Origin of the sequence: uncultured Sphingomonas sp., assembly GCF_964021865.1 — a bacterium.
Lineage (GTDB): Bacteria > Pseudomonadota > Alphaproteobacteria > Sphingomonadales > Sphingomonadaceae > Sphingomonas.
Genome location: NZ_CAXIAM010000039.1, coordinates 1 through 23,135 on the forward strand (window position 1 = coordinate 1; position 23,135 = coordinate 23,135).

The following is a 23,135-nucleotide window of genomic DNA, read 5'->3' on the forward strand; positions in this document are numbered from 1 at the left end:
CTCCGATCCGCTCGCGGTGCCGATCCTGCTCGGGCTCGGCGTCACCGAATTGTCGGTCGCGCCCGCCGCGGTGCCGGAGATCAAGGCGCTGGTGCGCGAGCTCGATCTGTCGGCGGCGCGCGACCATGCGCGCGCGGCGCTCGCCTGCCCGGACGCCGCCGCCGTCCGCCGCCTCGCTCGGGAGTTTGCGCGATGAAGTCGATCCTCGGCACCCTGCAGCCGCTCGGCCGCGCCTTGATGCTGCCGATCGCGGTCTTGCCGATCGCCGGCCTGTTGCTGCGGCTCGGCCAGCCCGATCTGCTGAACATCGCGTTCGTCAGCGCGGCCGGCGACGCGATCTTCTCGCACCTCGGGCTGCTGTTCGCGATCGGCGTCGCGACCGGCTTCGCGCGCGACGGCAACGGCGCGGCGTGTCTTGCGGGCGTGGTCTGCTTCCTCGTCGCGACCGAGGCGGCCAAGGTGCTGCTGGTCGTCCCGCCCGACGTCACCGCCGGGCTGACCGGCCCGTCGGTCGATCTGGCGGTCGCGGCGTGGAAGGCGAAGGCGATTACACGGCTCGACGTCCCCGTGGGCATTCTCTCCGGGCTGGTCGGCGGTTTGTTCTACAACCGCTTCGCGACGATCGCGCTGCCCGAATATCTCGCCTTTTTCGGCGGCCGGCGTTTCGTGCCGATCGTCAGCGGGCTCGCCGGCCTCGTGCTCGCGGTCGTGATCGGTACCGGCTTTGCCGCGATCGCCAGCGGGATCGATCATCTGAGCTACGGCATCGCCGCCTCCGGCGGCGCGGGGCTGTTCCTCTTCGGGCTGCTCAACCGGCTGCTGCTGGTCACCGGGCTGCACCATCTGCTCAACAATATCGTCTGGTTCGTGATGGGCGACTATCACGGCAGCACCGGCGACCTGCGCCGCTTCTTCGCGGGCGATCCCTCCGCCGGCGCCTTCATGGCGGGGTTTTTCCCGGTCATGATGTTCGGCCTGCCCGCCGCCTGCCTCGCGATGTACCATGCCGCACTGCCCGAGCGGCGCAAGGCGATCGGCGGGATGCTGTTCAGCCTCGCGCTCACCTCGATGCTGACCGGCGTGACCGAGCCGATCGAGTTCAGCTTCATGTTCCTCGCGCCGATCCTCTACGCGGTCCATGCGGTGCTGACCGGCATATCGATGGCGCTGATGGACGCACTGGGCGTGAAGCTCGGGTTCGGCTTTTCGGCGGGGCTGCTCGATTATGTGCTGAACTTCCGGCTCGCGACGCGGCCGTTGCTGCTGCTCCCGGTCGGCGCGGTCTATTTCGCGCTCTACTACGGGCTGTTCCGCTTCTTCATCGCGCGCTTCGACCTCAAGACGCCGGGACGCGAGCCGGTCGAGGGCGACGGGCCGGTGGCGGTCGCCGCGGGTGAGCGCGGCGCGGCCTTCGCGCGCGCGCTGGGCGGGGCCGGAAACCTCACCGAAGTGGGCGCGTGCACGACACGGCTGCGGCTCAACGTCCGCGACCAGCAGGCGGTCGACGATGCCGCGCTCAAGGCGCTGGGCGCGCGCGGGCTGATCCGCCCGTCGCCGACCGCGTTGCAGGTCGTGCTCGGGCCGATCGCCGATGTCGTCGCGGTCGAGATCCGCGATGCCTTGGCGGCGGGCGGGGTCGCAATGGCGGCAACACCGGTGACCGAGGAGGAGGCAGACGCACCGGTCGTGTTGTCGGCGGCGGCGTTCGCGGCGCTGGGCGGCGAGGCGAACGTGCGGGCGGCGAGCGTTCATCCGGGCCGGGTGCGCGTGGCGGTGGCCGGCGGCGTCATCGATGGAGCGGCACTTCGCGCGCTGGGTGTCCGCGCCGTCGCACGGCCGGCGGACGGGACGCTGCACCTGCTGGTGGCGGATGCGGACGTGCTGACGCGATAATCGTCATCCCCGCGGAGGCGGGGATCCAGACGCGCAGGTCGTCGAAGGAACCGGAACGTCAGAGGTTCTGGATTCCCGCCTTCGCGGGAATGACGGTGGCGTGGACTACAGGTCCGACAATTCCGCAACAAAATCATAGGCGTCGCCGCGATAATAGGACCGCGTGAACTCCACCGCGCGCCCGTCGCGCCGGAACCCGCGGCGCTCGATCAGCAACCCGGCATGCCCGGCGTCGACTCCCAGCATCTTGGCGTGCTCCGGCCCGAACGGCACCGCGCGCAGCCGTTGCAACGCGCGCACCGGTCGGCTGCCGGCCTTGTCGAGCGCGCTGTACAGCGAATCCTCCACCGCCTCGACCGACGGCAGGCAATAACCCGCGATCGTCGACACCTCGAGCGCCATCGGCTCGTCATCGGCATGGCGGATCCGCTGGAAGCGGAACACCGGCGCGCCCGGCGAAAGGCCCAGCGCCATGCTCTCCTCCGGGTTCACGGTGCTGGCGACGCGGCTGATCCAGCTGCTCGACGCGGTCTTGCCGCGCGCCGCCATGTCCTCGGAGAAGGACGATAGCTTGGAGAAACTCTTCTCGACTCGACCGGCAACGAACGTACCCGCCCCGCGCCGCCGCGTCAGCAAGCCGTCCTCGACCAGCCCGCCGATCGCTTTGCGCACCGTGATCCGCGACACGTCGTACTCGACCGCCAGATCGCGCTCGGCCGGGATCGCATCGCCCTGGTTGAGGATGCCGCCGTCGATCGCCTCGCGGATCACCTGTTGCAGCTGGAGGTAGAGCGGCGCGGCATTGCCCTCCCGAAACCGTCCCACCTCGTCCGAAAAGGCCATCCGCGTTCCTTCCTGTCCCCGCTTGAGCGCGGAGCTTTCCCTTGGCGGCAACCGTACCCCAAGCCCGACGGCGTGCAACCCCAAGCCGGGCACCACGACGTCCGATCGCCCGGATCGCCATGTCGCCCAAAAACCACACTTTTGACCAAAGCGCTAAAAATCGCTTTTGCACGTGAAACTATTTCGTAACAACCTATGTCCGAGCTGACCCAAATTGGTTACAAGACCAGTCCAGGACCGGTGCAGTTCGTAGTTCTTACTACGCTGACGCACCGCCCGTTTTATCAATGTGCCCGGCCCACGGGCTTATGAGGGGGTTCAGGTATGCGCTTGCGTCACATGATGCTGGTTTCCACCGCGATCGTCGGCTTCGCCGCCACCGGCGCGCAGGCGCAGCAGGCGCCCGCCGCCACGCCGCCGGCAAGCGCCGCGCCCGACACGCAGGCCGACGGCACCGTCGGCGACGACATCGTCGTCACCGGCTATGCCGGCAGTCTTCGTCAGGCGATCGAGCTGAAGCGCAACGCCAACGCCGTCGTCGATGCCATCTCGGCCGAGGACATCGGCAAGTTCCCGGATCGCAACGTCGCCGAGTCGCTGGCGCACATCCCCGGCGTCTCGATCGACCGTCGCTTCGGCGAGGGTGAGAAGGTCGCGATCCTCGGCACCGATCCGGCACTGAACCGGATGCTTCTCGACGGGCACGCGCTCGCCTCGGCCGACTGGGGCGGCAACGACAACGATCCGTCGAGCCGGACCTTCAACTATTCGCTGCTCGCCCCCGAGCTGGTCGACCGCCTCGAAGTCTACAAGTCGCCCGAGGCCCGACTCGAGGACGGCAGCTTGGGCGGCACGGTGATCGTGCGCACGCGTCGCCCGCTGGAGCTGGATGCCAATTCGGTGTTCGCTTCGGGCGGCTACACGTACAACGACCGGTCGGAGAAGGGCAGCATCCGCGGCTCGGGGCTGTACAGCTGGAAGAACCAGGACGAGACCTTCGGCTTCCTGGTCGCCGCCACCTATGACAAGCAGCAGCTGGTCCGCGCCGGCGTCGAATTCTTCGGTTACGACAATGCCGACGGCTCGGGCAGCCCGTTCCTGACAACCAATGCCGCGGGCCAGCGCGTCCTGAAGAACCCGAACGCGACGATCAGCGGCGGCACCCTCGCCGATCTCGACAAGGCAGCGTCGCCGTTCGGCATCAACTACGCCTATTTCCAGCAGCAGCGCGAACGCACCAGCGTGTCGGGCACGGTGCAGTATCGCCCGGCCAGCAACCTGACGCTGACGCTGAACGGGCTGCACATCGACGGCAACTACAACAACTACAGCCAGTCGATGTACACCATCCCGGGCGCGTGGAGCGGCGCGGACCTGCAGTCGGCGACGATCTCGAACGGCGTCGTCACCAACGCCACGTTCGGTGCGGCCACCAGCCAGCGCAATGCACAGCTCGACACGTTGGTGCGCGCCACGAAGCTGAAGACCGACAACCTGAACTTCTTCGCCGATTGGGAAGGCGATGACGGCGCCAAGGTGACGTTCCTCGGCGGCTGGAGCAAGGCGACCGGCGGGCGGAACCCCGAATATCTGTTCAACGTGCAGACCAAGCTGCCGTTCAGCTATGCGATCTCGTCGAACTCGGCGGAGGTCAACTATACCGGCGACCTGACCAACCCGGCGAACTACTTCACCAATCCGAGCAACCAGCCGGTCACGATCGAGGGCGTCCCGTACAACGTCAACGGCGCGCAACTGAACGCCGCGCAGATCGGCGGTCTCGACTATAGCGTCACCACCGATCGCGACATCTTCGGCGGCTTCGATGCGGTCGTTCCGCTCGGCGACGGTTTCTTCAAGCAGATCCTGATCGGCGCGCGCATCACCGACCACGTCAACAAGATCGACTCGCGAGGCATCAACACGTATCTGACCTCGTCGAAGCTGGGCGACCAGCTCGGCGTCACGACGCTGAGCACGCCGGACGGGATTTTCGACGGCACCGGCGGTTCGGGCTCGGCAACCAAGTATCTGAACCTGCCGCGCGAAGCCGTCATCGACATTCTGGCGAACAGCATCAACACGCCGCTGTTCTACAAGGTCGGTGCCTCGACCCGCGTCGAGGAACGGACCGCCGCCAGCTACGTGCAGGTCAACTTCGACCAGGGCGGCCTGCGCGGCAACCTGGGTGGTCGCCTGGTCTATACCCGCGACGTCTCCTATTATGCGCTATCGCTGCCGACCGCCGCGAACCCGAACCCCGTGCCCGTCCCCACCAGCACCGCGACGGATTATCTCAAGTTCCTGCCGGCGCTGAACGTCGCTTACGAAGTCTCGCCGCAGTTCATCGTGCGCGGCGCGGTGGCGAAGGTGATCTCGCGTCCGCGCTATCAGGATCTGGCGGCGTCGATCTCGCAGAACGACACCACGCTGGACGCCGGCGGCGGCAACCCGAACCTGAAGCCGTACCAGTCGACGAACTACGAAATCACGGCGGAATTCTATCCGCGTGCGGGTGCGCTGCTCTCGCTCGAACTGTATCGCCGCGAGATCGACAATTATATCGTGTCGACGTCGATCGCGAACCAGAGCTTCTACAATTCGCTGCTGGGCCGTGTGGTCGACACCTATCGCCTGTCCAGCCCGATCAACGCCGGTAAGGCCAAGGTCAACGGCGTGCTGGTCAACGGCCAGGCGGAGATCTGGGGCGGGTTCGGCCTGCAAGCCAACTACGCCTATCAGGACAGCTCGACCGACGTGATCCCGGGCGTTACCGGCACGCTGAACTTGCCGTATCTGTCGAAGCATACCGTCAACGTGATCCCCTATTTCGAAAAGGGGCCGTTCCAGGCGCGGGTCAGCTACAATTATCGCTCGTCGTACTTCCGCGCGCTGAGCCGTCTGAACTCGCTCGACTCGGTCGCGCCGTACAGCCAGCTCGATGCCTCGGCGTCGCTGGCGTTGACCAAGAACATCTCGCTGACGGTCAACGCACAGAACCTGCTCGACGAAACCTATATCCAGTACAACGGCACGCGTGACCGGCCATCGGCCTTCTACAAGAACGGCCGCACCTTCATCGGCAGCGTCACGTTCCGTATGTAATGTCAGTTGTTTAGTTGAATTCCTGCCCTGGGCCTCCGCATCCGCGGGGGCCCATTTTTTTTGGCCGCGGCATGGACGCGCCGGACTCGCGGCGGCATGATGCCTGCCAATACCAAAACAGAACCAAGGAGCAGCGATGCCCCGGCCTTTCGCGATCGCGCTTGCGACACTCTCGATGACTTGCCTCGCGGCGCCCGGCTGGGCGCAATCCTTGCTCCCGCTGCCACAATCGGTCGTCAACGGATCGGGAAGCGTCACCATTGCGAACGGCGCGACGGTCAGCGCCGCCGCCCCCGCCGCCGCCGCCGCACGACTGTTGATCGCGCATGTCCGCACCGCGCGCGGGCTGACGCTGGAGAGCACCGATGGCGCGGCGCGCATCCGCTTCGAACAGGACGCCGGCATCACGGGCGCGGAGGCGTATCGCCTGATCGCCGCGCGCGACGGCATCCGCATTCTTGCCGGCACCCCGGCCGGGTTCGTCCACGGTGCGATGACGCTGGTGCAATTGCTCAGCCCCGACGCACGCGTCGGCCAGCCGGTGCGCGTCAAAGCGGTGACGATCGACGACGCACCGCGCTTCGGGTGGCGCGGGCTGATGATCGACCCCGCACGGCACTTCCTGGCCATCGCCGAGCTGGAGCGGATCGTCGACCAGATGGCGGCGGTGAAGCTCAACACGCTCCACCTGCATCTCACCGACGATCAGGGCTGGCGGTTCGAGGTGAAGCGCTATCCCAAGCTGACCGAGATCGGCGCGTGGCGCACCCCGCCGTCGACCGGCGGCCCCGCGTCGACGACGCGGGTCGGCGGCTTCTACACGCAGGACCAGTTGCGCGCGCTGGTCGCCTATGCCGGCGAGCGCGGCGTCACGATCGTGCCCGAGATCGACCTGCCCGGCCATGCCACCGCGCTGGTCGCCGCCTATCCCGAATTGGGCATCCTCGGCGACCAACCGCCCGTCGGCAACCGCTGGGGGATCGAGCCATATCTGTTCAATCCCGGCCCGCAGGGGATCGCGTTCGTCAAGCAAGTCCTCGACGAGCTAACCGACGTGTTCCCCGGCACCTACGTCCATCTCGGCGGCGACGAGGCGCTGAAGGAGCAGTGGCAGCGCAGCCCCGCGGTGCAGGCGCAGATCAAGGCGCTGGGGCTGAAGGACGAGGACGCGCTGCAAGGCTGGATGATCGAGCAGTTCGGCCAGTATCTGCAAGGCAAGGGCCGCCGCCTGATCGGCTGGGACGAGATCCTCGAGGGCGGGCTGCCCGCCAGCGCCTCCGTGATGTCGTGGCGCGGCGAAGCGGGGGCAGTCGCCGCCGCCAACCAGGGGCATGACGTGGTGCTGTCGCCGGGCACGCCGCTCTACCTCGATCGTGTGCAGAGCAACCTCGACAGCGAGGTGCCGGGGCAGAACGTCGTCAGTTCGCTGGCCGATGTCTATGCCTATGATCCGATGCCCGCCGGCATCCCCGCCGACCGCGCGCATCATGTGCTGGGCGCGCAGGGCAATGTGTGGAGCGAGTATCTCGTCACGCCCGCGGCGGTGCAGTTCCACATCTTCCCGCGCGCCGCGGCGCTGGCGGAGATCACCTGGTCCGCGAAGGACAAGCGCGACCTGGCGGGCTTTCTGCCGCGCGCGCAACAGCAGGCGGCGCGCTGGGCGCGCGGCGGCATGACGGTCGCGGACAGCGCGTTCGCGGTCGGGTTCACCGTGCCGGGCACACGCGGCGACGCCTTGCGCGCCAACCGCGTGCCGCTGACGCTCGCGACGCAGGCTGGCTACGGCACGATCCGCTACACGACCGATGGCAGCGCCCCCTCGCCCAGGTCGCGCGCGTATGAAGGCCCCTTGTCGCTGACACCCGGCGTGGTGGTACAGGCTGCCGCCTTCGATGCCGCCGGTCGGCCGACCGCGGCGGTGCGCCGCTTCGACACCGCGCGCGCCGCGCTGCTGACGCGCGGCAACGACAATCTGGCGCCGTGTGGGACCGGGCCGTTCGGGCTGCGCGTGCCGCTGACCCCGGATGCGACCGATGTCGCGCCGGCGTTCAATCTGAACCTGTTCAACACCTGCGCGGTCTACCCGGCCGCGCCGCTCGACATCGCAGGCGGCTATACGGTCGAGGTGGTGCGGCTGGCGCGCAACTGGGCGCTGGGCCACGACATCCCGAAGCTGCGCCGGCACTATCCGGTGTCGCCGCACGGCGAATTGCTGGTCCAGTTCGGCTGCGCGGCGGCGACCAAGGCGCAGGATGCCGGCGACACGACCGCCCGGCCGGTTGCGATCGGTGCGTTCCCGCTGCCCGATCCGGCGACCGCCCCGCAACGCCTCACCTTCACCGGCACCTTGCCGAAGATGACCGGGGATCAGGATATTTGCTTTCAGTTCACCTCGCCGCTCGACGAACCTTATTATGCGGTCGCCAGCGTGACGCTGACGGAGCGCCGCTGATGCGCTGGCTTGCCGTCCCGCTGCTGCTCGCCTCGACCGCCGCCGTCGCCGCGCCGAAGACGGTGACGCCGCTCGACCAGGGCTGGCAGGTGCGCATCGACCCGAACGACGCCGAGGCTGCGAAGGCGCATCCGCGCGCCGCCAGGTGGTTCGCCGCGACCGTGCCGGGCAGCGTGCAACAGGCGCTGATCGCGAGCGACCAGGTCCCCGATCCCTTCACGGGCACCAACGAGGCGGCGATCCAATGGGCCGGGCTGACCGGCTGGCAATATCGGCGCACGCTCCGGCTCACGCCCGAGCAGATCGCGCGCGACCATCTCGACCTCGTCTTCGATGCGCTCGATACGTTCGCCACCGTCGCGGTCAATGGGCAACAGGTGCTGACCACCGACAACGCGCACCGCCAATGGCGGGTCGATGCCAGGCGCTTTCTGAAGCCGGGCCACAACACGATCACCCTCACCTTCGCCTCACCGATCAGGATTATGCAGCCGAAGGTGCTGGCCGAGGCGCACCCGCTGCCCGGCGAATATGACTCCGCGTTCGGCGACGAGCCGAAGGGCAAGCAGACCTCGCCCTACATCCGCAAACCCAAATATGACTGGAGCTGGGACTGGGGGCCCCGGATCGTCAACATCGGGCCCACTCAGGCGATGCGTCTGGAGGGGTGGGACGACGCCCGGCTGGAGCGGATGCTGGTCCAGCAGGTCGCCCTGAACGATGCCGAAGCCCGTCTAGGCGCAAACTTCGCCATCTTCGCCGATCGCCCCGGTTCCGCCCTTGTCCGCGCTACCGTCACCGGACCGGACGGCAAGATCGTCACCGCCGAGCAGCAGGTGACGCTTGCCGCCGGCGACAATCGCGTCACCGTCCCGTTGACGATCGCGCAACCGCAACGCTGGCAACCGGTCGGCTATGGCGCGCAACCGCTCTACCGCGTGGCAGGCGCGCTGGTCGAAGGCGGTGCGGAGAGCGACCGGACGGAACGCCGCGTGGGGCTGCGCACCGTCGAGCTGATCCGTGGAGACGGCGCCTTCGGGTTCAAAATCAACGGCATCCCGATTTTCGCCAAGGGCGCGAACCTGATCCCGTTCGACAATTTCCCGGCGCGCGTCACGCCCGCGAAGATGCGCGGGCTGCTCGCCGATGCGAAGTCGGCCAATATGAACATGATCCGCGTCTGGGGCGGCGGCTATTACCTGCCCGACGCCTTTTTCGACGCCGCCGACGAACTCGGGCTGATGATCTGGTCGGACTTCATGTTCGGCGGCGCGGTGACGCCGCCGGACGCGGCCTTCCGGGAAAATGTCCGCATCGAGGCCGAGCAGCAGGTCGCGCGCGTCTCCGGACACCCCTCGATCGTCCTGTGGGCTGGCGGTAACGAGGTGCTGTCCGGCTGGGAGAATTGGTCGGATCGCAAGGCGTTCAAGAAAGCGGTCGGCGCGGATGAGCAGGAGCGGATCGGCACCGGCATGGCGGTGCTGTTCGACCGCGTGCTGCGGCAGGCGGTGCGCGATTTCGATCCCGCGGTGCCGTACTGGCCCGGTTCACCCTCGACCGATTACGACGGCCCGGTGGATACCGACGCCGCGGGCGACCGCCATTTCTGGGATGTCTGGTCCGGGTCGAAGCCGGTCGCCAATTACCTGAACTCCTGTCCGCGCTTCATGTCGGAATATGGTTTTCAGGCGATGCCCGATCTCGCGACGATCAAGGATTTTGCGGGCAATCTGAACGTCGCGCCGACCGATCCGGTGATGAAAGCGCACCAGAAATTCCTCGCTGGCGAAGGCAATGATCGGTTGCTGTTCTACATCCGCGAGCGGCTGGGCGAGCCGAAAGGGCTGGCCGATTACGTCTATCTGACCCAGGTCAATCAGGCGCAAGCGATCGAGTTGGCCGCGCGCCATCACCGCGCGTGCCGCCCGGTGACGATGGGGTCGCTCTACTGGCAGTTGAACGACACCTGGCCGGCGATCTCGTGGTCGAGCATCGATTATAACGGGCGGTGGAAGCTGCTCCACTACGCCGCGCGGCGCTTCTTCGCGGATCAGGTGATCGTCGCGGAGCACAAGGATGCCGCGACGCGGCTGACGCTCGTGTCGGACGCCACGACACCGCTGACCGCCGGGTGGCGCGTGCGCGCGATCGCGATGGACGGGCGCGTGCTGAACGAACGGGCCGGCACCGCGACGCTGCCGGCGCTGTCCGCGACCGCACTGCCGGCGCTGCCCGACGACATGCTGTTCGGCCCGGTCGCGCCGGCGGATGCCTATGCGGTCGCCGAACTGGATATCGCCGGGCGGGTCGTCGATCGCCGGATCGTCGATCGCGCGCTGCCCAAGGACATGCACTGGCCCGATCCCGGCCTTTCCGCGCGCTGGGACGGCCTAACGGTGACGATCACCGCCAAGGCGCTGGCGCGTGCGGTAATGCTCGATTTCGGTGCGACCGCCGCGCAGCCGTCCGACGACGGTTTCGACCTGTTACCTGGCGAAAGCCGCACCATCCGCGTGGAGTCGAGCGCGACGCCCGCACAACTGAAGCGCGCCTTGACGCTGCGCTCGCTGGGAGGACGCAAATGATCTGGCTGCTGCTGGCGAGCGCCGCCGCCGACCCGGTCGCGACGACGATCGCGACGATGACGATCGAGGAGAAGGCAGCGCAGCTGCAAAGCACCGCGCCCGCCGATGCCAAGGCCGGGCTGCCCGCCTATGACTGGTGGAACGAAGGGCTGCACGGGCTCGCGCGCAACGGCCATGCGACGGTGTTCCCGCAGGCGATCGGGATGGCGGCGACGTGGGACACCGATCTGGTCCACCGCATCGGCGACGTGGTCGCGACCGAGGCGCGCGCGAAGTTCAATGCGCAACCCGTCGGCGCGAACCGCCGCATCTACGAAGGGCTGACGATCTGGTCGCCCAACATCAACATCTTCCGCGATCCGCGCTGGGGGCGCGGGCAGGAGACGTACGGCGAGGACCCGTATCTCACCGGCAAGCTCGGGGTGGCCTTCGTCACCGGCCTGCAAGGCCCGGACCCGCTCCACCCCAAGGTGATCGCCACCCCCAAGCATCTCGCGGTGCACAGCGGGCCTGAGGCCGGGCGCGACGGCTTCGACGTCGATCCCAGCCCGCAGGATCTCGAGGCGACCTATCTCCCCGCGTTCCGCCTGGCGGTGACCGAGGGCAAGGCGCAGTCGTTGATGTGCGCGTACAATTCGATCCACGGCACCCCGGCGTGCGCGTCGGGCACGTTGCTCAACGATCGCGTGCGCCGCGACTGGGGCTTCACGGGCTTCACCGTCTCGGACTGTGATGCGGTCGCGAACATCCACCTGTTCCACCATTACCGGCTCGATGCCGCGGCAGCGGCCGCGGCGGCGGTCAAGGGCGGCAACGACCTGAACTGCGGCAACACCTATTCGGCGCTTCCGCAAGCGGTGCAGCGCGGGCTGGTCAGCTCGGCGGAGGTCGATGCCGCGCTCCACCGCTCGCTCGATGCGCGCCGCCGGCTGGGGATCGCGTTCGGCGCGACCAGCCCGTGGGCGACCATCAAGCCCGATGCGATCAACACGCCCGGCAACCGCGCACTCGCGCTGGAAGCGGCGCGCAAGGCGATCGTCCTGCTCCAGAACGACGGTCAGCGGCTCCCGCTTGCGCCGACCACGAAGCTGGCAGTGATCGGCGCGAATGCCGACGATCTCGGCGTGTTGCAGGGCAATTATCACGGCACCGCGGTCCAGCCGGTCACGCCGCTGGCGGGCCTGCGGCAGCGGTTCGCGAACGTCGCCTATGCGCAGGGCGCGGTGCTCGCCGACGGCGCGCCGGTGGTGCTCCCGGAAACCGCGCTCACGGACCTAACCGCCAGCTACAGCGTCGAGGGACGCGAGGTGCTGAAGCGTGCCGAGCGCCACATCGACCTCGACCTGACGCGCGTGCCGCCCGCCCCCGGGCTGCCGGTTCAGGGCTATGTCGCGCATTGGACCGGCACGCTGACCCCGCCAGGGCCGGGTGCGTACCGGCTGGTGCTCGATCAGGCGCAATGCTGGAAGGATTGCAAGACCCACGATACGGCGACGCTGTCGGTCGGCGGGCGCGTGCTTCATCAGGGTGCGATCGCCAAGGGCCGCGTCGAGATCGCATGGGACAGCGACGGCCGGCCGCAGCCGTTCGACCTGACGCTCAACCACAGCAGCCCGGACGAGACCTTCCGCCTGCTCTGGCTCCCGCCCGAGGAGCCGCTGGTAGCCGAGGCGGTCAAGGCGGCGCAGGCGTCGGACGTCGTCGTGATGGTCGGCGGCCTCTCCCCCGATCTGGAGGGTGAGGCGTTGCAGGTGCAGGTGCCCGGCTTCATTGGCGGCGACCGCAGCGACATCGCCTTGCCGTTCGCGCAGCAACGCCTGCTGGCCGCGCTCAAGGCGGCGGGCAAGCCGATCGTGCTGGTGCTGGCGAGCGGCAGCGCGGTGGCGGTCGACCCGAAGCTGGCCGATGCGGTGCTCGCGCTCTGGTATCCCGGCGAGGCTGGCGGCACCGCGCTCGCCGACGTGCTGACGGGTGCGGCCAACCCTTCGGGGCGGCTGCCGGTCACCTTCTACAAGGCGACCACCGACCTGCCCGCGTTCGTCGATTACGGGATGAAGGAGCGCACCTACCGCTATTTCACCGGCACGCCCTTGTGGGGGTTCGGCCACGGCCTGTCGTACACGTCCTATGCCTACGACCGGGTGACCGGTGCGGCCAGCATCGCCAGCGGTCAGCCGCTGACCGTCACCGCGCGCGTCACCAACAGCGGACGGCGCGACGGCGAAGAGGTCGTGCAGGCGTATCTGGTCCCGCCGGCGGTGGCGGGCGGCGGCTTCACCGCACCGGTGCTGCAACGGCAACTGGTCGGCTTCCAGCGGGTGCCGCTGCGCGCCGGCAAGAGCGCGACCGCGCGCTTCACGATTGACCCGCGGATGATGAGCGTGGTCGAGCGCGACGGGCGGCGGCACATTGTCCCGGGCGCGTACCGCCTGTGGGTCGGCGGTGGCCAGCCGGGGAGTGCCGCCGGCGCGTGGACCGACTTCGCGGTCACCGGACAGGACGTGGAGCTGCCGAAGTGATCTTCCCCTTCACCTCGCCCCTTCCCCGTCACCCCGGCGAAGGCCGGGGTCCAGTGGGGAAGGCCATTGTAATGAAGCGCCGCACGTCATCATCAGCGCTCCGTAGCTGGACCCCGGCCTTCGCCGGGGTGACGGGAGTGGGTGGAGACGGCGGCATGTCCAACCAGTCGGAAATCCCCGCATGACCCCCACCCGCCGCCACTTCCTCGCCGGCAGCGCCGCGCTCGCCGCGTCGCCCGCCTTTGGCGCGACGTCGGACTTCGCCAGCAAGCGCCCGGCGCTCGCCGACCGCCGCTTCACCTCGCCCGCGGTCGAGCGCGAGCTGGCGCGGGTCTCGAAACAGATCGCCGACCCGAAGCTGCGCTGGATGTTCGGCAATTGCTACCCGAACACGCTCGACACCACCGTGAAGATGGGCAGTGTCGACGGTCAGCCCGACGCATTCGTCATCACCGGCGACATCAACGCGCTATGGCTGCGCGACAGTTCGGCGCAGGTCACCCCCTACCTGCATCTGGTCAAGGACGATCCGAGGCTCGGCGAGCTGCTTCGCGGACTGATCGCGCGACAGGCGCGCTCGATCCTGATCGACCCCTATGCCAATGCCTTCATGCAGGACCCTGCGGCAAAGACCGATCTCTCCTGGTCACTCAAGGACCAGACTGAAATGAAACCGGGCGTCGCCGAGCGGAAGTGGGAGATCGACTCGCTCTGCTATCCGATGCGGCTCGCGCACGGTTACTGGCAGGCGACGCGCGACCCGCGTCCGTTCGATGCGACATGGGCCGCGGCGGCGCGCGCGAGCGTCCGCACCTTCCGCGAGCAGCAGCGCAAGGACGGACGCGGGCCCTACAGCTTCCTGCGCACCTCGAACCGCAATACCGAGACGATGCCGCTGGAGGGCTGGGGCAATCCGATGCGCCCGGTCGGGCTGATCGTCTCGGGCTTCCGCCCGTCCGACGACGCCTGCCAATATCCGTTCCTGATCCCGTCGAACCTGTTCGCGGTCACCGCGCTGCGCGAACTGGCGGTCGTCGCCGCCGAGGCCGCGCACGACACCGCGCTCGCCACCGACGCCACCGCGCTCGCCGCCGAGGTGGAGGCGGCGCTAAAGCAATATGGCACGATGCGGCTGCGCGACGGGCGCGAGGTCTGGGCCTATGAGGTCGACGGCTTCGGCAACGCGCTGTTCATGGACGACGCCAACGTGCCCTCGCTCTCGGGCCTCGGCTATCTCGGCTGCGTCGCGCCCGACGACGCGCTCTGGCGGCGCACCGAGGCGGCGGCGTGGAGCGACGCCAACCCCTATTTCTTCCGCGGTTCGGCGGGAGAGGGCATCGGCGGCCCGCACGTCGGGCTGGGGCAGATCTGGCCGATGTCGCTGATCGTCCGCGCGCTTTCCACCCGCGACCCGGCTACGATCCGCGCCTGCCTGAAGACGCTGCGCGACACCGATGCCGGCACCGGCTTCATGCACGAAACATTCGACATGAATGACCCGGCGAAATGGACGCGCCACTGGTTCGCCTGGGCCAACGGCCTGTTCGGCGAACTGATCGTGCGCGTCGCGCGCACGAACCCCGCGATCCTCAAGGAAGCCCTGTAATGCTCACCCGCCGCGCCTTGCTCGCGACCACCGCCACCGTCGCGGTCACGCCCCTGCCCGCCTTCGCCGCCGCCCCGGCTCGGCCGGCGCCGAACCTGTTCGTCGGCACCGGCGGCGACGGCCACACCTATCCCGGCGCGACGCTGCCGTTCGGGATGGTGCAGCTGTCGCCCGACACCGATGTCGCGCGCTGGGATACCTGTTCCGGCTACCACCACGGCGACGGCTCGATCATGGGGTTCAGCCATACGCACCTGTCGGGCACCGGGATCGGCGACATGCTCGACGTGCTGGTCGTGCCGACGCGCGGCCCGGTGCAGCTCCAGCCCGGCCCGATCGACGCGCCCGACCAGGGCTATCGCCAGCGTTATTCGGACGAACAGGCCGAACCCGGCTATTACCGCGTCGCGCTGGAAAGCGGCGTCCGCGCCGAACTGACCGTGACCGAGCGCACCGGCTGGCACCGCTACACCTTCCCCAAGGGCGCCGGTCACATCCTGATCGACATGGCGCATATGGTCCTCGACAAGTGGGACAATCCGCCGCTGATCGACGACGGCAGCCTCGCGCTCGACGCCGACGGCACGCTGACCGGCAGCCGCCGCGTCCACCGCTGGGCGAAGGGCCGCCGCATCCATTTCGCGATGCAGCTCTCGCGCAAACCCGACCGCGTTGCCTTCTACGGCGACGATGACGCCGAGCAGCCGAAGGGTGCGACCAATGTCGCGGGCAAGCGCGTCAAGGCGGTGCTGTTCTACGACGATGCCGGCGCGGCACCGATCGTGATCCGCTGCGGCATTTCCGCGGTCGATGTCGCGGGCGCGCGCGCGAACCTCGCTGCGGAAGCCGCACGCGTGGACTTCGACACCGTCCGCCGCGCCGCCGCGCGCCGCTGGGCCGAAGCGCTGGGCGCGATCACTGTCGAGGGCGGCACCGCCGACCAGCGCACGATCATGGCGAGCGCTTTCTATCACACGATGGTCGCGCCGACGCTCTTCTCCGACGTCGACGGCCGCTATGTCGGGCTCGACCGGCAGGTGCATACCGTGCCCGCCGGGCAGCGCGCCTATTCGACCTACTCGCTGTGGGACACGTACCGCGCGCTTCACCCGCTGCTGACGCTCGTCGCGCCCGATCGCGTTAAGTCGCTGGTCGACGATCTGATCCGCCAAACGCAGCAGAGCCCCTATGGCCCGCCGGTCTGGCCGTTGCAGGGCGTCGAAACCGGCACGATGATGGGCTGGCACGGCGTGTCGGTGCTCGCCGAAGCGCACGCCAAGGGCATCCCCGCCGACTATGCCGCCGCCTGGCCCGCGATCGCCAAACGCTCGTTCGACTTCAGCGCGCCCGATCTCGATAACAGCAAGGGCCGCGACCTGTACGACGCCAAAGGCTATGTTCCGGCCGACAAATGGTTCGAAAGCGTCAGCCGCACGCAGGAATATGCCTATGACGATTGGGCGTCGTCGAAGATCGCGCGCGTCGCGGGTGTGGAGGCCGAGGCAGCGCGGCTGCTTAAGCGCTCGGGCAACTGGCGCAACGTCATCGACGCCTCGATCGGCTTCGCGCGCCCGCGCTTCGCGGACGGTTCGTGGTGGAAGGATTATGACCCGATCCAACTCGGCCATATGCCCAAGCCGTGGTGGCGCGACTATACCGAGGCGAATGGCTGGCAGGCGACGTTCCTCAACCAGCACGACGTTTACGGCCTGATTGCGCACATGGGCGGCGACGCAAAGTTCGAGGCCAAGCTCGACGCATTGTTCACCGCGCCGTCGACGCTGCCCAAGAACGCGCCGCCCGACATCAGCGGGCTGGTCGGGCAATATGCGCACGGCAACGAGCCCGATCAGCATGTCGCCTATCTCTATGCCTTCGTCGGCGCGCCGTGGAAGACGCAGCGGATGGTGCGCCGCCTGCTTACCGAGATGTACAAGAACGATCCGAACGGCGTGATCGGCAACGACGATTGCGGGCAGATGAGCGCGTGGTTCGTGATGTCGTCGCTCGGCTTCTACCCGGTCGATCCGGTCGAGGCGGTTTATGTGTTCGGCTCGCCGCTGTTCGAGCGTGCGACGCTGGCGCTCCCCGGCGGCAAGCGGCTGGTGGTCGAGGCCCCCGGCAATACCGCCGCGACGCCTTACGTGACCGCGGTGACGTGGAACGGGCGTCCGTGGACGAAAAGCTGGATCGCGCACGCCGATCTGGTGAAGGGCGGTACATTGCGGTTCACGATGAGCGCGACGCCGAACCCGGCGTTCGGGCGCGACTTGGCAGATCGACCGCCGTCGTTCGGGCGGACGCCAGCATGATGCCGCATTCTCGCCGCCCGTTCGATCATAACCCACCGTTCGTGCTGAGCTTGTCGAAGGACGTGCGACAGACCCCGTGCTTCGACAAGCTCAGCACGAACGGAGCGGGTGATACGCGCCCTGCGAGAGCAGACCGGGTCGGCAAACCCGACCGCAACTCGCGCCCCGCTCGCCACTGGACTCCGGCCGCTGCCGGGGTGACGACTGCCGTTAGCGCCCCTGTCAGGAGCCCCGAATGACCGATCTCACCCGCCGCGCGCTGCTCGCCGCCGGTGCCGCCACCACCGCGCTCCCCGCGTTGGCGCAGGGCAGCGCCGCACCGAAACCGTGGGGCGCGACACCCTCTAAACGGCAGGCCGCGTGGCACATGCGCGAGCAATATGCCTTCATCCATTTCTCGATCAACACCTTCACCGATCGCGAATGGGGCTATGGCGACGAGAGCCCAAAGCTCTTCAACCCGACCGACTTCGACGCCGACCAGATCGTCGCGGCGGCCAAGGCAGGCGGGATGCGCGGGATCATTCTCACCGCCAAGCATCACGACGGCTTCTGCCTGTGGCCGACGCTGCTGACCGAACATTGCATCCGCAACAGCCCCTACAAGGGCGGCAAGGGCGATATCGTCGGCGAAATGGAGAAGGCGACGCGCCGCGCCGGGCTCGCCTTCGGCCTGTATCTGTCGCCTTGGGACCGCAACCACACCGAATACGGTCGCGCCGCGTATATCGATTATTATCGCAAGCAGGTGGTCGAACTCTGCACGCGCTATGGCGAACTGTTCGAATTTTGGTTCGACGGCGCGAACGGCGGTGACGGCTATTACGGCGGCGCGCGCGAGACGCGGAAGATCGACGCGCCGAAATACTATAACTGGCCGTCGATCATCGCGCTGGTGCACCAGCATCAGCCGATGGCCTGTACCTTCGACCCCTATGGCGCGGACATTCGCTGGGTCGGCAATGAGGATGGCGTCGCCGGCGATCCGTGCTGGCCGACGATGCCCGCGCATCCCTATGTTCAGGCGGAGGGTAACTCGGGTGTGCGCGGCGCACCCTTGTGGTGGCCTGCCGAAACCAACACCTCGATCCGCCCCGGCTGGTTCTACCACGCCGACGAGGATGCCAAGGTGAAGAGCCCGGCCCGTCTGCTGCGCTACTTCGACGAGTCGGTCGGGCGCGGCACCAACATGCACCTCAACATTCCCCCCGACCGCCGCGGCCGCATCGCCGATCACGACGTTGCGGTGCTCAAGAGCTTCGGCGCGGCGCAGGCGCAGACCTATGCGCGGGATCTGGCGCAGGGCGCGGTCGCGCACGCCAGCGCCGAGCGCGGACGCGCCTTCGCCGCGTCACGCGTGCTCGACGGACGCCGCGACACCTATTGGTCGACCCCCGATGGCGACACCACGCCGACGCTGACGCTCGATCTCCCGCCGAACCGGACGTTCGACGTGATCCGCCTGCGCGAATATCTCCCGCTCGGCGTGCGCGTGACGAAGTTCGCGATCGACCTCGAGGAAGCCGGGCAGTGGCGCACCGTCGCCGAGCATGAGTGTATCAGCGCGCAGCGCATCGTGCGCCTGCCGCAACCGTCGTCGGCACGCCGGCTACGGCTGCGCATCCTCGATGCGCCCGCCTGCCCCGCGATCAGCGAGATTTCGCTGTTCCGGCAAGTGCAGCCGGTGCCGGTCGCACCACCCAGGGTATCCGATCCGACGATCATTCCGCAGCGCGGCTGGTCGATCGTCACCGCCAGCGGGCCGGGTGCGGAAAAGCTGATCGACGGCGACGCGCAGACGCGCTGGACGGTGCCGGCACCGACCGCGGCCAATCCCGCCAGCGTCACGGTCGATCTCGGCCGCGTGCTGCCGCTCGCCGGCTTCAGCCTGACGCCGTCGCGCACCGTCGCGAAGGATACCGCGCCACCCCGCGGCTATGTCGCCGAGACGAGCGCGGATGGAAAGGATTGGTCACCAGCGGCTACGGGAGAGTTCGGCAACATCGCTTATGCCCTCGCCACGCAGCGCGTGCCCTTTTCGGTGCGGCAGGCGCGCTATCTCCGGCTGCGCTTCGATGCACCCGCGATCCCGGCGGGCAACATGACGGTGGCCGAGATCGGCGCGTTCACAGGCTAAATCTTAGCCCCGAAGCTGATCCGTCATTGCGCGCGTAGCGAAGCAATCCAGGGCGTCCTGATCCGGCTCCGGATTGCTTTCGCTACGCTCGCGATGACGAAAAGGGGGCGTTACGGCCCACGCTTCTCTCGGGCGGCTCAGAACGACGACCAGTCGTCCTCGCTCGTCGCCAGCGCGGTGTTGCCAACCGCGCGGGGGACGGCGCGCGGCGCGCGGGCCGGCGCGGTGATGTGGCGCGCGCGCGGCGCAGCACTCGCCGCCAAAGTCACCGGACGCGCGGCCGGCTCGTCGACCGTGAAGGTCGCGACCGCACCCGCAAGCTGCTCGGACTCGCGTGCCAGCAGGCTCGCGGCGGCGGTCGATTCCTCGACCATCGCGGCATTCTGCTGGGTCACGCCATCCATTTCGTTGATCGCGATATTCACCTGACCCAGGCTCTGCGCCTGATGGTCCGACGCGCGCGCGATCGTGTCCATGATGACGCTCACGCTGCCGACACGCTCGATGATTCGCTCCAGCGCCTGCCCGGTCTCGTCGACCAGTTCGACCCCCGACTTGACGTGGTGGATCGCGGAAAGGATGCGCGTCTTGACGTCCGACGCCGCGTCGGCCGAGCGCTGCGCCAGCGCGCGCACCTCGTTGGCGACCACCGCGAAGCCCTTGCCCGCCTCGCCCGCGCGCGCCGCCTCGACGCCGGCGTTCAGCGCCAGCAGGTTGGTCTGGAACGCGATGCCGTCGATCACGCTGATGATGTCGGCGATCTCGCGGCTGGCCTTCTCGATGCCGTTCATCGCCTCCACCGACTTGCGGACCACCTCGCCCCCCAATTGCGCGGCATTGCGCGCGTCGGCCATCGCCTTGTTCGCGTCGGCGGCGTTCGACGCGCCCTCGCGCACGGTGCCCGTGATCTCGTCCATCGCTGCGGCGGTTTCGCGCAAGGACGACGCCTGCTGTTCGCTGCGCGCCGACAGGTCGCGCGCCGACTGGCTGATCTCGTCGGCGTTCTGCTTGATCGTCTCGACGCTGCGCCGCACGTTGCAGGTCAGGTCGGACAGCTTGCCGACCGCGCCGTTGAAATCCTTCGACAGCACCGCATACGAACCCGGCAGCGCGTTCAGCCGCACCGTCAGGTCGGCCTCGGACAGCCGGTGCAGCCCGTCGCCGATCTCGCGCATTGCCAGCTCGCGCTCCTGATCGGCGGTCAGCTTGGCCTGTGCGGCATCACGGAACACCAGCACCGCGCGCGCCATGTCGCCCAACTCGTCGGCGCGGGCCGTGTCGGGCACGTCGATCGCGCTCTTGCCCGCCGCCAGATCGGCCATGCGCCGGGTCAGCGCGCTGATCGGTCGCGCGATGCTGCGGCTCAGCGCCGTCTGCAACAGGACCGCGATGCCGATCAGCGCGATGCCGCCCAGCACCAGCGCGATCGTCGCGGTGGTCAGCGCGTGCGCCTGGCTCGCGGCATTCTCCTCGATCGCGGCGGTTTCCTGATCGCGCAGATCGCGCAGCGGCAGCACGATCGCGCTGGTCAGCACCTTCTTGCCGGCGTCGCGCACCGCCTGTTCGGCGGCCTCGCGCTGCCCGGCCTTTACCATCGCGACCAGCCGATTGCTCCACGCCTCCCGCCACTTCGCGGCTTCCGCGCGCGAGGTGAGGACGAGCGCCCGGCGCGCCGGATCGATCAGCAGCTTCTCGAGCGCGAGGGTCGTCTGATCATATTCGTCGCGCGCTTCGTTGTACGACTTCAGATAGGTCGGATCGGCGGTGACCAGATAGCCGCGCAGCTGGCTGTTCTCGCGCAGGATCGACGTCTCCAGCGTCAGCGCCTTGGCATAGACGTCCTGGCTGTGGTTGCTGTTCACCGTCGCCGAGCGAATCATCCAGATGTTCGCGAAGAAGACGACCATCATGATCGCCGCCGAGGCATTGATGACGAGGAATGAGAAACCCAGCTTCCTCGGTATGCTCAGGGTCTTGAACATCTCTGGTCTTTCTGCCGCACGGGCCTGTTGGTCGTCCGACGCGTAGCGCCGATTAGTTAAACGTGGATAAAGGCCGGACTTTTACCCCAGCCACTCGATCCACGCGCCATAGGGGTGACAGAGGGCGAGCACGCGCGTGCCGCCGTCCGGCCAGCAGGTGCGCCGCAGTTCGACCGCGGTGCGCCCCGCGTTCCACTCGAACGCGATCCGCGCCAGCGGCCGCCGTTCGTCGGCGCGCGCCCCGGCCGCCGCGATGCTGCGCTCCAGCGCCTGCCGCTCGGCCGCCCCGACATATTGCGCCATCATCGAATGGAAGATCACGCGCCACCGCCCGGCGGGCTGCGCTGTGCCCAGCCGTTCCGCCAGCCACGCCGTCGCATCGGCGCGGGTGATGCGCGGCGGGTGTTGCCGCGCGACCGCCAGCGCCGCCGCCAGCCGCGCGGCCCGCGCGGGCTGATCGGCGAAGACATAGGCCATCAACCGCTCGCACGTCGCAGCGTCGTTCGGGTCGAGCGGGTGGAGATCGACTCCCTCTGCCGCGACGATGTCGACCGGTCGATCCGGCGCGGGCGCGCCCCGCCATTCGGGCGCGACAAGCACCGCCGAGTCGGCAGGCCCGGTCAGGACACCCCCCAGATCATAGCGATAGCGCGCGAGGTTCAGGTTGAGTCCCGCACTCGATCCCAGCTCGATCAGCTCGACCGGCAGGTCGGCACGCGAAACCACCTCCATCAGCGCCGCCAGGATCGCGCCGGCACGTCCGACCTCGTTGGTCTGCGGCGTATCGCGCATCCACTCCGCGATGAACGCATCGTGCGCGACGAAGGCGGCGCGCACCGCCCCGTCGACGTCGCCATGCTCACCGCGATAGAGCGCACCCAACACCGCCGGCGTATCGCGACGCGCCAGCGCGTGCAGCGCCGCGTTCAGCCGCATCGCCACCGCCGCTGCGGCCGGATCACCCGGCCAGTCGGCCAGCATCGCGCGGGTGCGCGGCGCATGAGGGAGCTGCCGGTCGGCGGCCGCCAGGATCTCGGCCACGAACGGAGAACCGATTGCGCGCATCACCGCCGACTGTCGCAGCAATTCCCCCGATTCACTCTCCGGCATGACCGTCCTTAACGCCTGCAACAATGCACTTCCCCGCCGGCACCGGCGCCGTTCGCGGTCATCCATGCAAGGCATTGGTTGTGATCGGATTAACCGCACCGGCCCCGAAAGATGCTTTGCCGTCGCTCAGCAGGTTTAACGTCATTTTAGGACAGATCGGGCACATCGGCTCCTGACCCGTCCCCCGTCGGCGGATGAAGCGCGGGGGTCGACCATCTTTGGGAAGGAGGGGACGATCATGATGTCACATCGCTTCGGCCCGCTCGTCCCCACCGTCATCTGACAGGAAAGACCGCGATGTCGATCGTCCTCAGCCCCCGATTGGATACCGCCGCGGCGGCGCCGCTGCGCCTGTCGTTGCAGAAGCTGGTCGACGCCGCAGAGCCGGTCGCGATCGACGCCGCCGGGGTGGACCAGATCGGTCAGGCGTGTCTGCAGGTGCTGGCCGCCGGGCGCGCCGCCGCGGTGGCACGCGGCCTGCCATGGCAGGTCTCCTTCCCCAGTGTCGCGATGGTCGAGGCCGGCGAACTCGCCGCGATCGACGTCCTCACCGCCGCCTGACCTCACTACCTTTTTTCGCGCAGGAGCCCG

13 protein-coding genes are annotated in these 23,135 nt (G+C 68.3%); 10 read left to right on the forward strand and 3 right to left on the reverse strand.

The window, feature by feature from the left end; translation table 11 throughout:
• Together AADI75_RS11060 and nagE are read left to right on the forward strand one after the other, a co-directional pair.
• Positions 1 to 196 (forward strand): hypothetical protein (locus tag AADI75_RS11060; RefSeq protein WP_341209088.1); only part of this gene is annotated, 196 nt, incomplete at its 5' end.
• A complete protein-coding gene (gene nagE / locus AADI75_RS11065; protein ID WP_341209089.1) occupies positions 193 to 1,893 on the forward strand; it encodes an N-acetylglucosamine-specific PTS transporter subunit IIBC in 1,701 nt (566 codons plus the stop codon). The genes AADI75_RS11060 and nagE, both read left to right, overlap by 4 nt.
• A 105-nt stretch (positions 1,894 to 1,998) precedes the next feature.
• On the opposite strand, the gene AADI75_RS11070 is transcribed toward nagE, so the two are convergent.
• On the reverse strand, positions 1,999 to 2,736 hold the full coding sequence (locus AADI75_RS11070) for a GntR family transcriptional regulator (protein WP_028965267.1): 738 nt from the start codon (positions 2,734 to 2,736) through the stop codon (positions 1,999 to 2,001).
• 324 nt (positions 2,737 to 3,060) lie between these two features.
• On the opposite strand from AADI75_RS11070, the gene AADI75_RS11075 reads away from it, so the two are divergent.
• The 7 genes from AADI75_RS11075 to AADI75_RS11105 all read left to right on the forward strand — a co-directional run bounded on the left by AADI75_RS11075 (position 3,061) and on the right by AADI75_RS11105 (position 19,452).
• Positions 3,061 to 5,841: a TonB-dependent receptor gene (locus AADI75_RS11075; RefSeq protein WP_341209090.1), complete on the forward strand. Its 2,781-nt coding sequence runs from the start codon at positions 3,061 to 3,063 to the stop codon at positions 5,839 to 5,841.
• A 136-nt stretch (positions 5,842 to 5,977) separates the two neighbouring features.
• Complete coding sequence (locus AADI75_RS11080; protein ID WP_341209091.1) at positions 5,978 to 8,293, forward strand: family 20 glycosylhydrolase; 2,316 nt, start codon at positions 5,978 to 5,980, stop codon at positions 8,291 to 8,293.
• On the forward strand, positions 8,293 to 10,878 hold the full coding sequence (locus tag AADI75_RS11085; RefSeq protein WP_341209092.1) for a glycoside hydrolase family 2 protein: 2,586 nt from the start codon (positions 8,293 to 8,295) through the stop codon (positions 10,876 to 10,878). The genes AADI75_RS11080 and AADI75_RS11085 overlap by 1 nt, the downstream gene beginning before the upstream one ends.
• Positions 10,875 to 13,397 (forward strand): glycoside hydrolase family 3 C-terminal domain-containing protein, encoded by a 2,523-nt coding sequence (locus AADI75_RS11090; protein ID WP_341209093.1) that lies wholly within the window; start codon positions 10,875 to 10,877, stop codon positions 13,395 to 13,397. The genes AADI75_RS11085 and AADI75_RS11090 overlap by 4 nt, the downstream gene beginning before the upstream one ends.
• 181 nt (positions 13,398 to 13,578) lie before the next feature.
• A complete protein-coding gene (locus AADI75_RS11095; protein ID WP_341209094.1) occupies positions 13,579 to 15,003 on the forward strand; it encodes a glycoside hydrolase family 125 protein in 1,425 nt (474 codons plus the stop codon).
• Positions 15,003 to 17,315 (forward strand): GH92 family glycosyl hydrolase, encoded by a 2,313-nt coding sequence (locus AADI75_RS11100; protein ID WP_341209095.1) that lies wholly within the window; start codon positions 15,003 to 15,005, stop codon positions 17,313 to 17,315. The genes AADI75_RS11095 and AADI75_RS11100 overlap by 1 nt, the downstream gene beginning before the upstream one ends.
• Positions 17,316 to 17,550: 235 nt before the next feature.
• Positions 17,551 to 19,452, forward strand: coding sequence for an alpha-L-fucosidase (locus AADI75_RS11105; RefSeq protein ID WP_341209096.1), 1,902 nt, complete (start codon positions 17,551 to 17,553; stop codon positions 19,450 to 19,452).
• 137 nt (positions 19,453 to 19,589) lie between these two features.
• Here the strand turns inward: AADI75_RS11105 and AADI75_RS11110 are convergent, their stop codons facing one another.
• A complete protein-coding gene (locus AADI75_RS11110; RefSeq protein WP_341209097.1) occupies positions 19,590 to 21,434 on the reverse strand; it encodes a methyl-accepting chemotaxis protein in 1,845 nt (614 codons plus the stop codon).
• A gap of 81 nt (positions 21,435 to 21,515) precedes the next feature.
• Positions 21,516 to 22,544 carry a DUF2332 family protein gene (locus tag AADI75_RS11115; protein WP_341209098.1) on the reverse strand — a complete coding sequence of 343 codons (1,029 nt, stop codon included), beginning with the start codon at positions 22,542 to 22,544 and terminating at the stop codon, positions 21,516 to 21,518.
• Between the two features lie 297 nt (positions 22,545 to 22,841).
• Here AADI75_RS11115 and AADI75_RS11120 point away from each other — a divergent pair, with 297 nt between their 5' ends.
• Positions 22,842 to 23,105: an STAS domain-containing protein gene (locus AADI75_RS11120; RefSeq protein WP_341209099.1), complete on the forward strand. Its 264-nt coding sequence runs from the start codon at positions 22,842 to 22,844 to the stop codon at positions 23,103 to 23,105.
• Positions 23,106 to 23,135 lie beyond the last annotated feature (30 nt).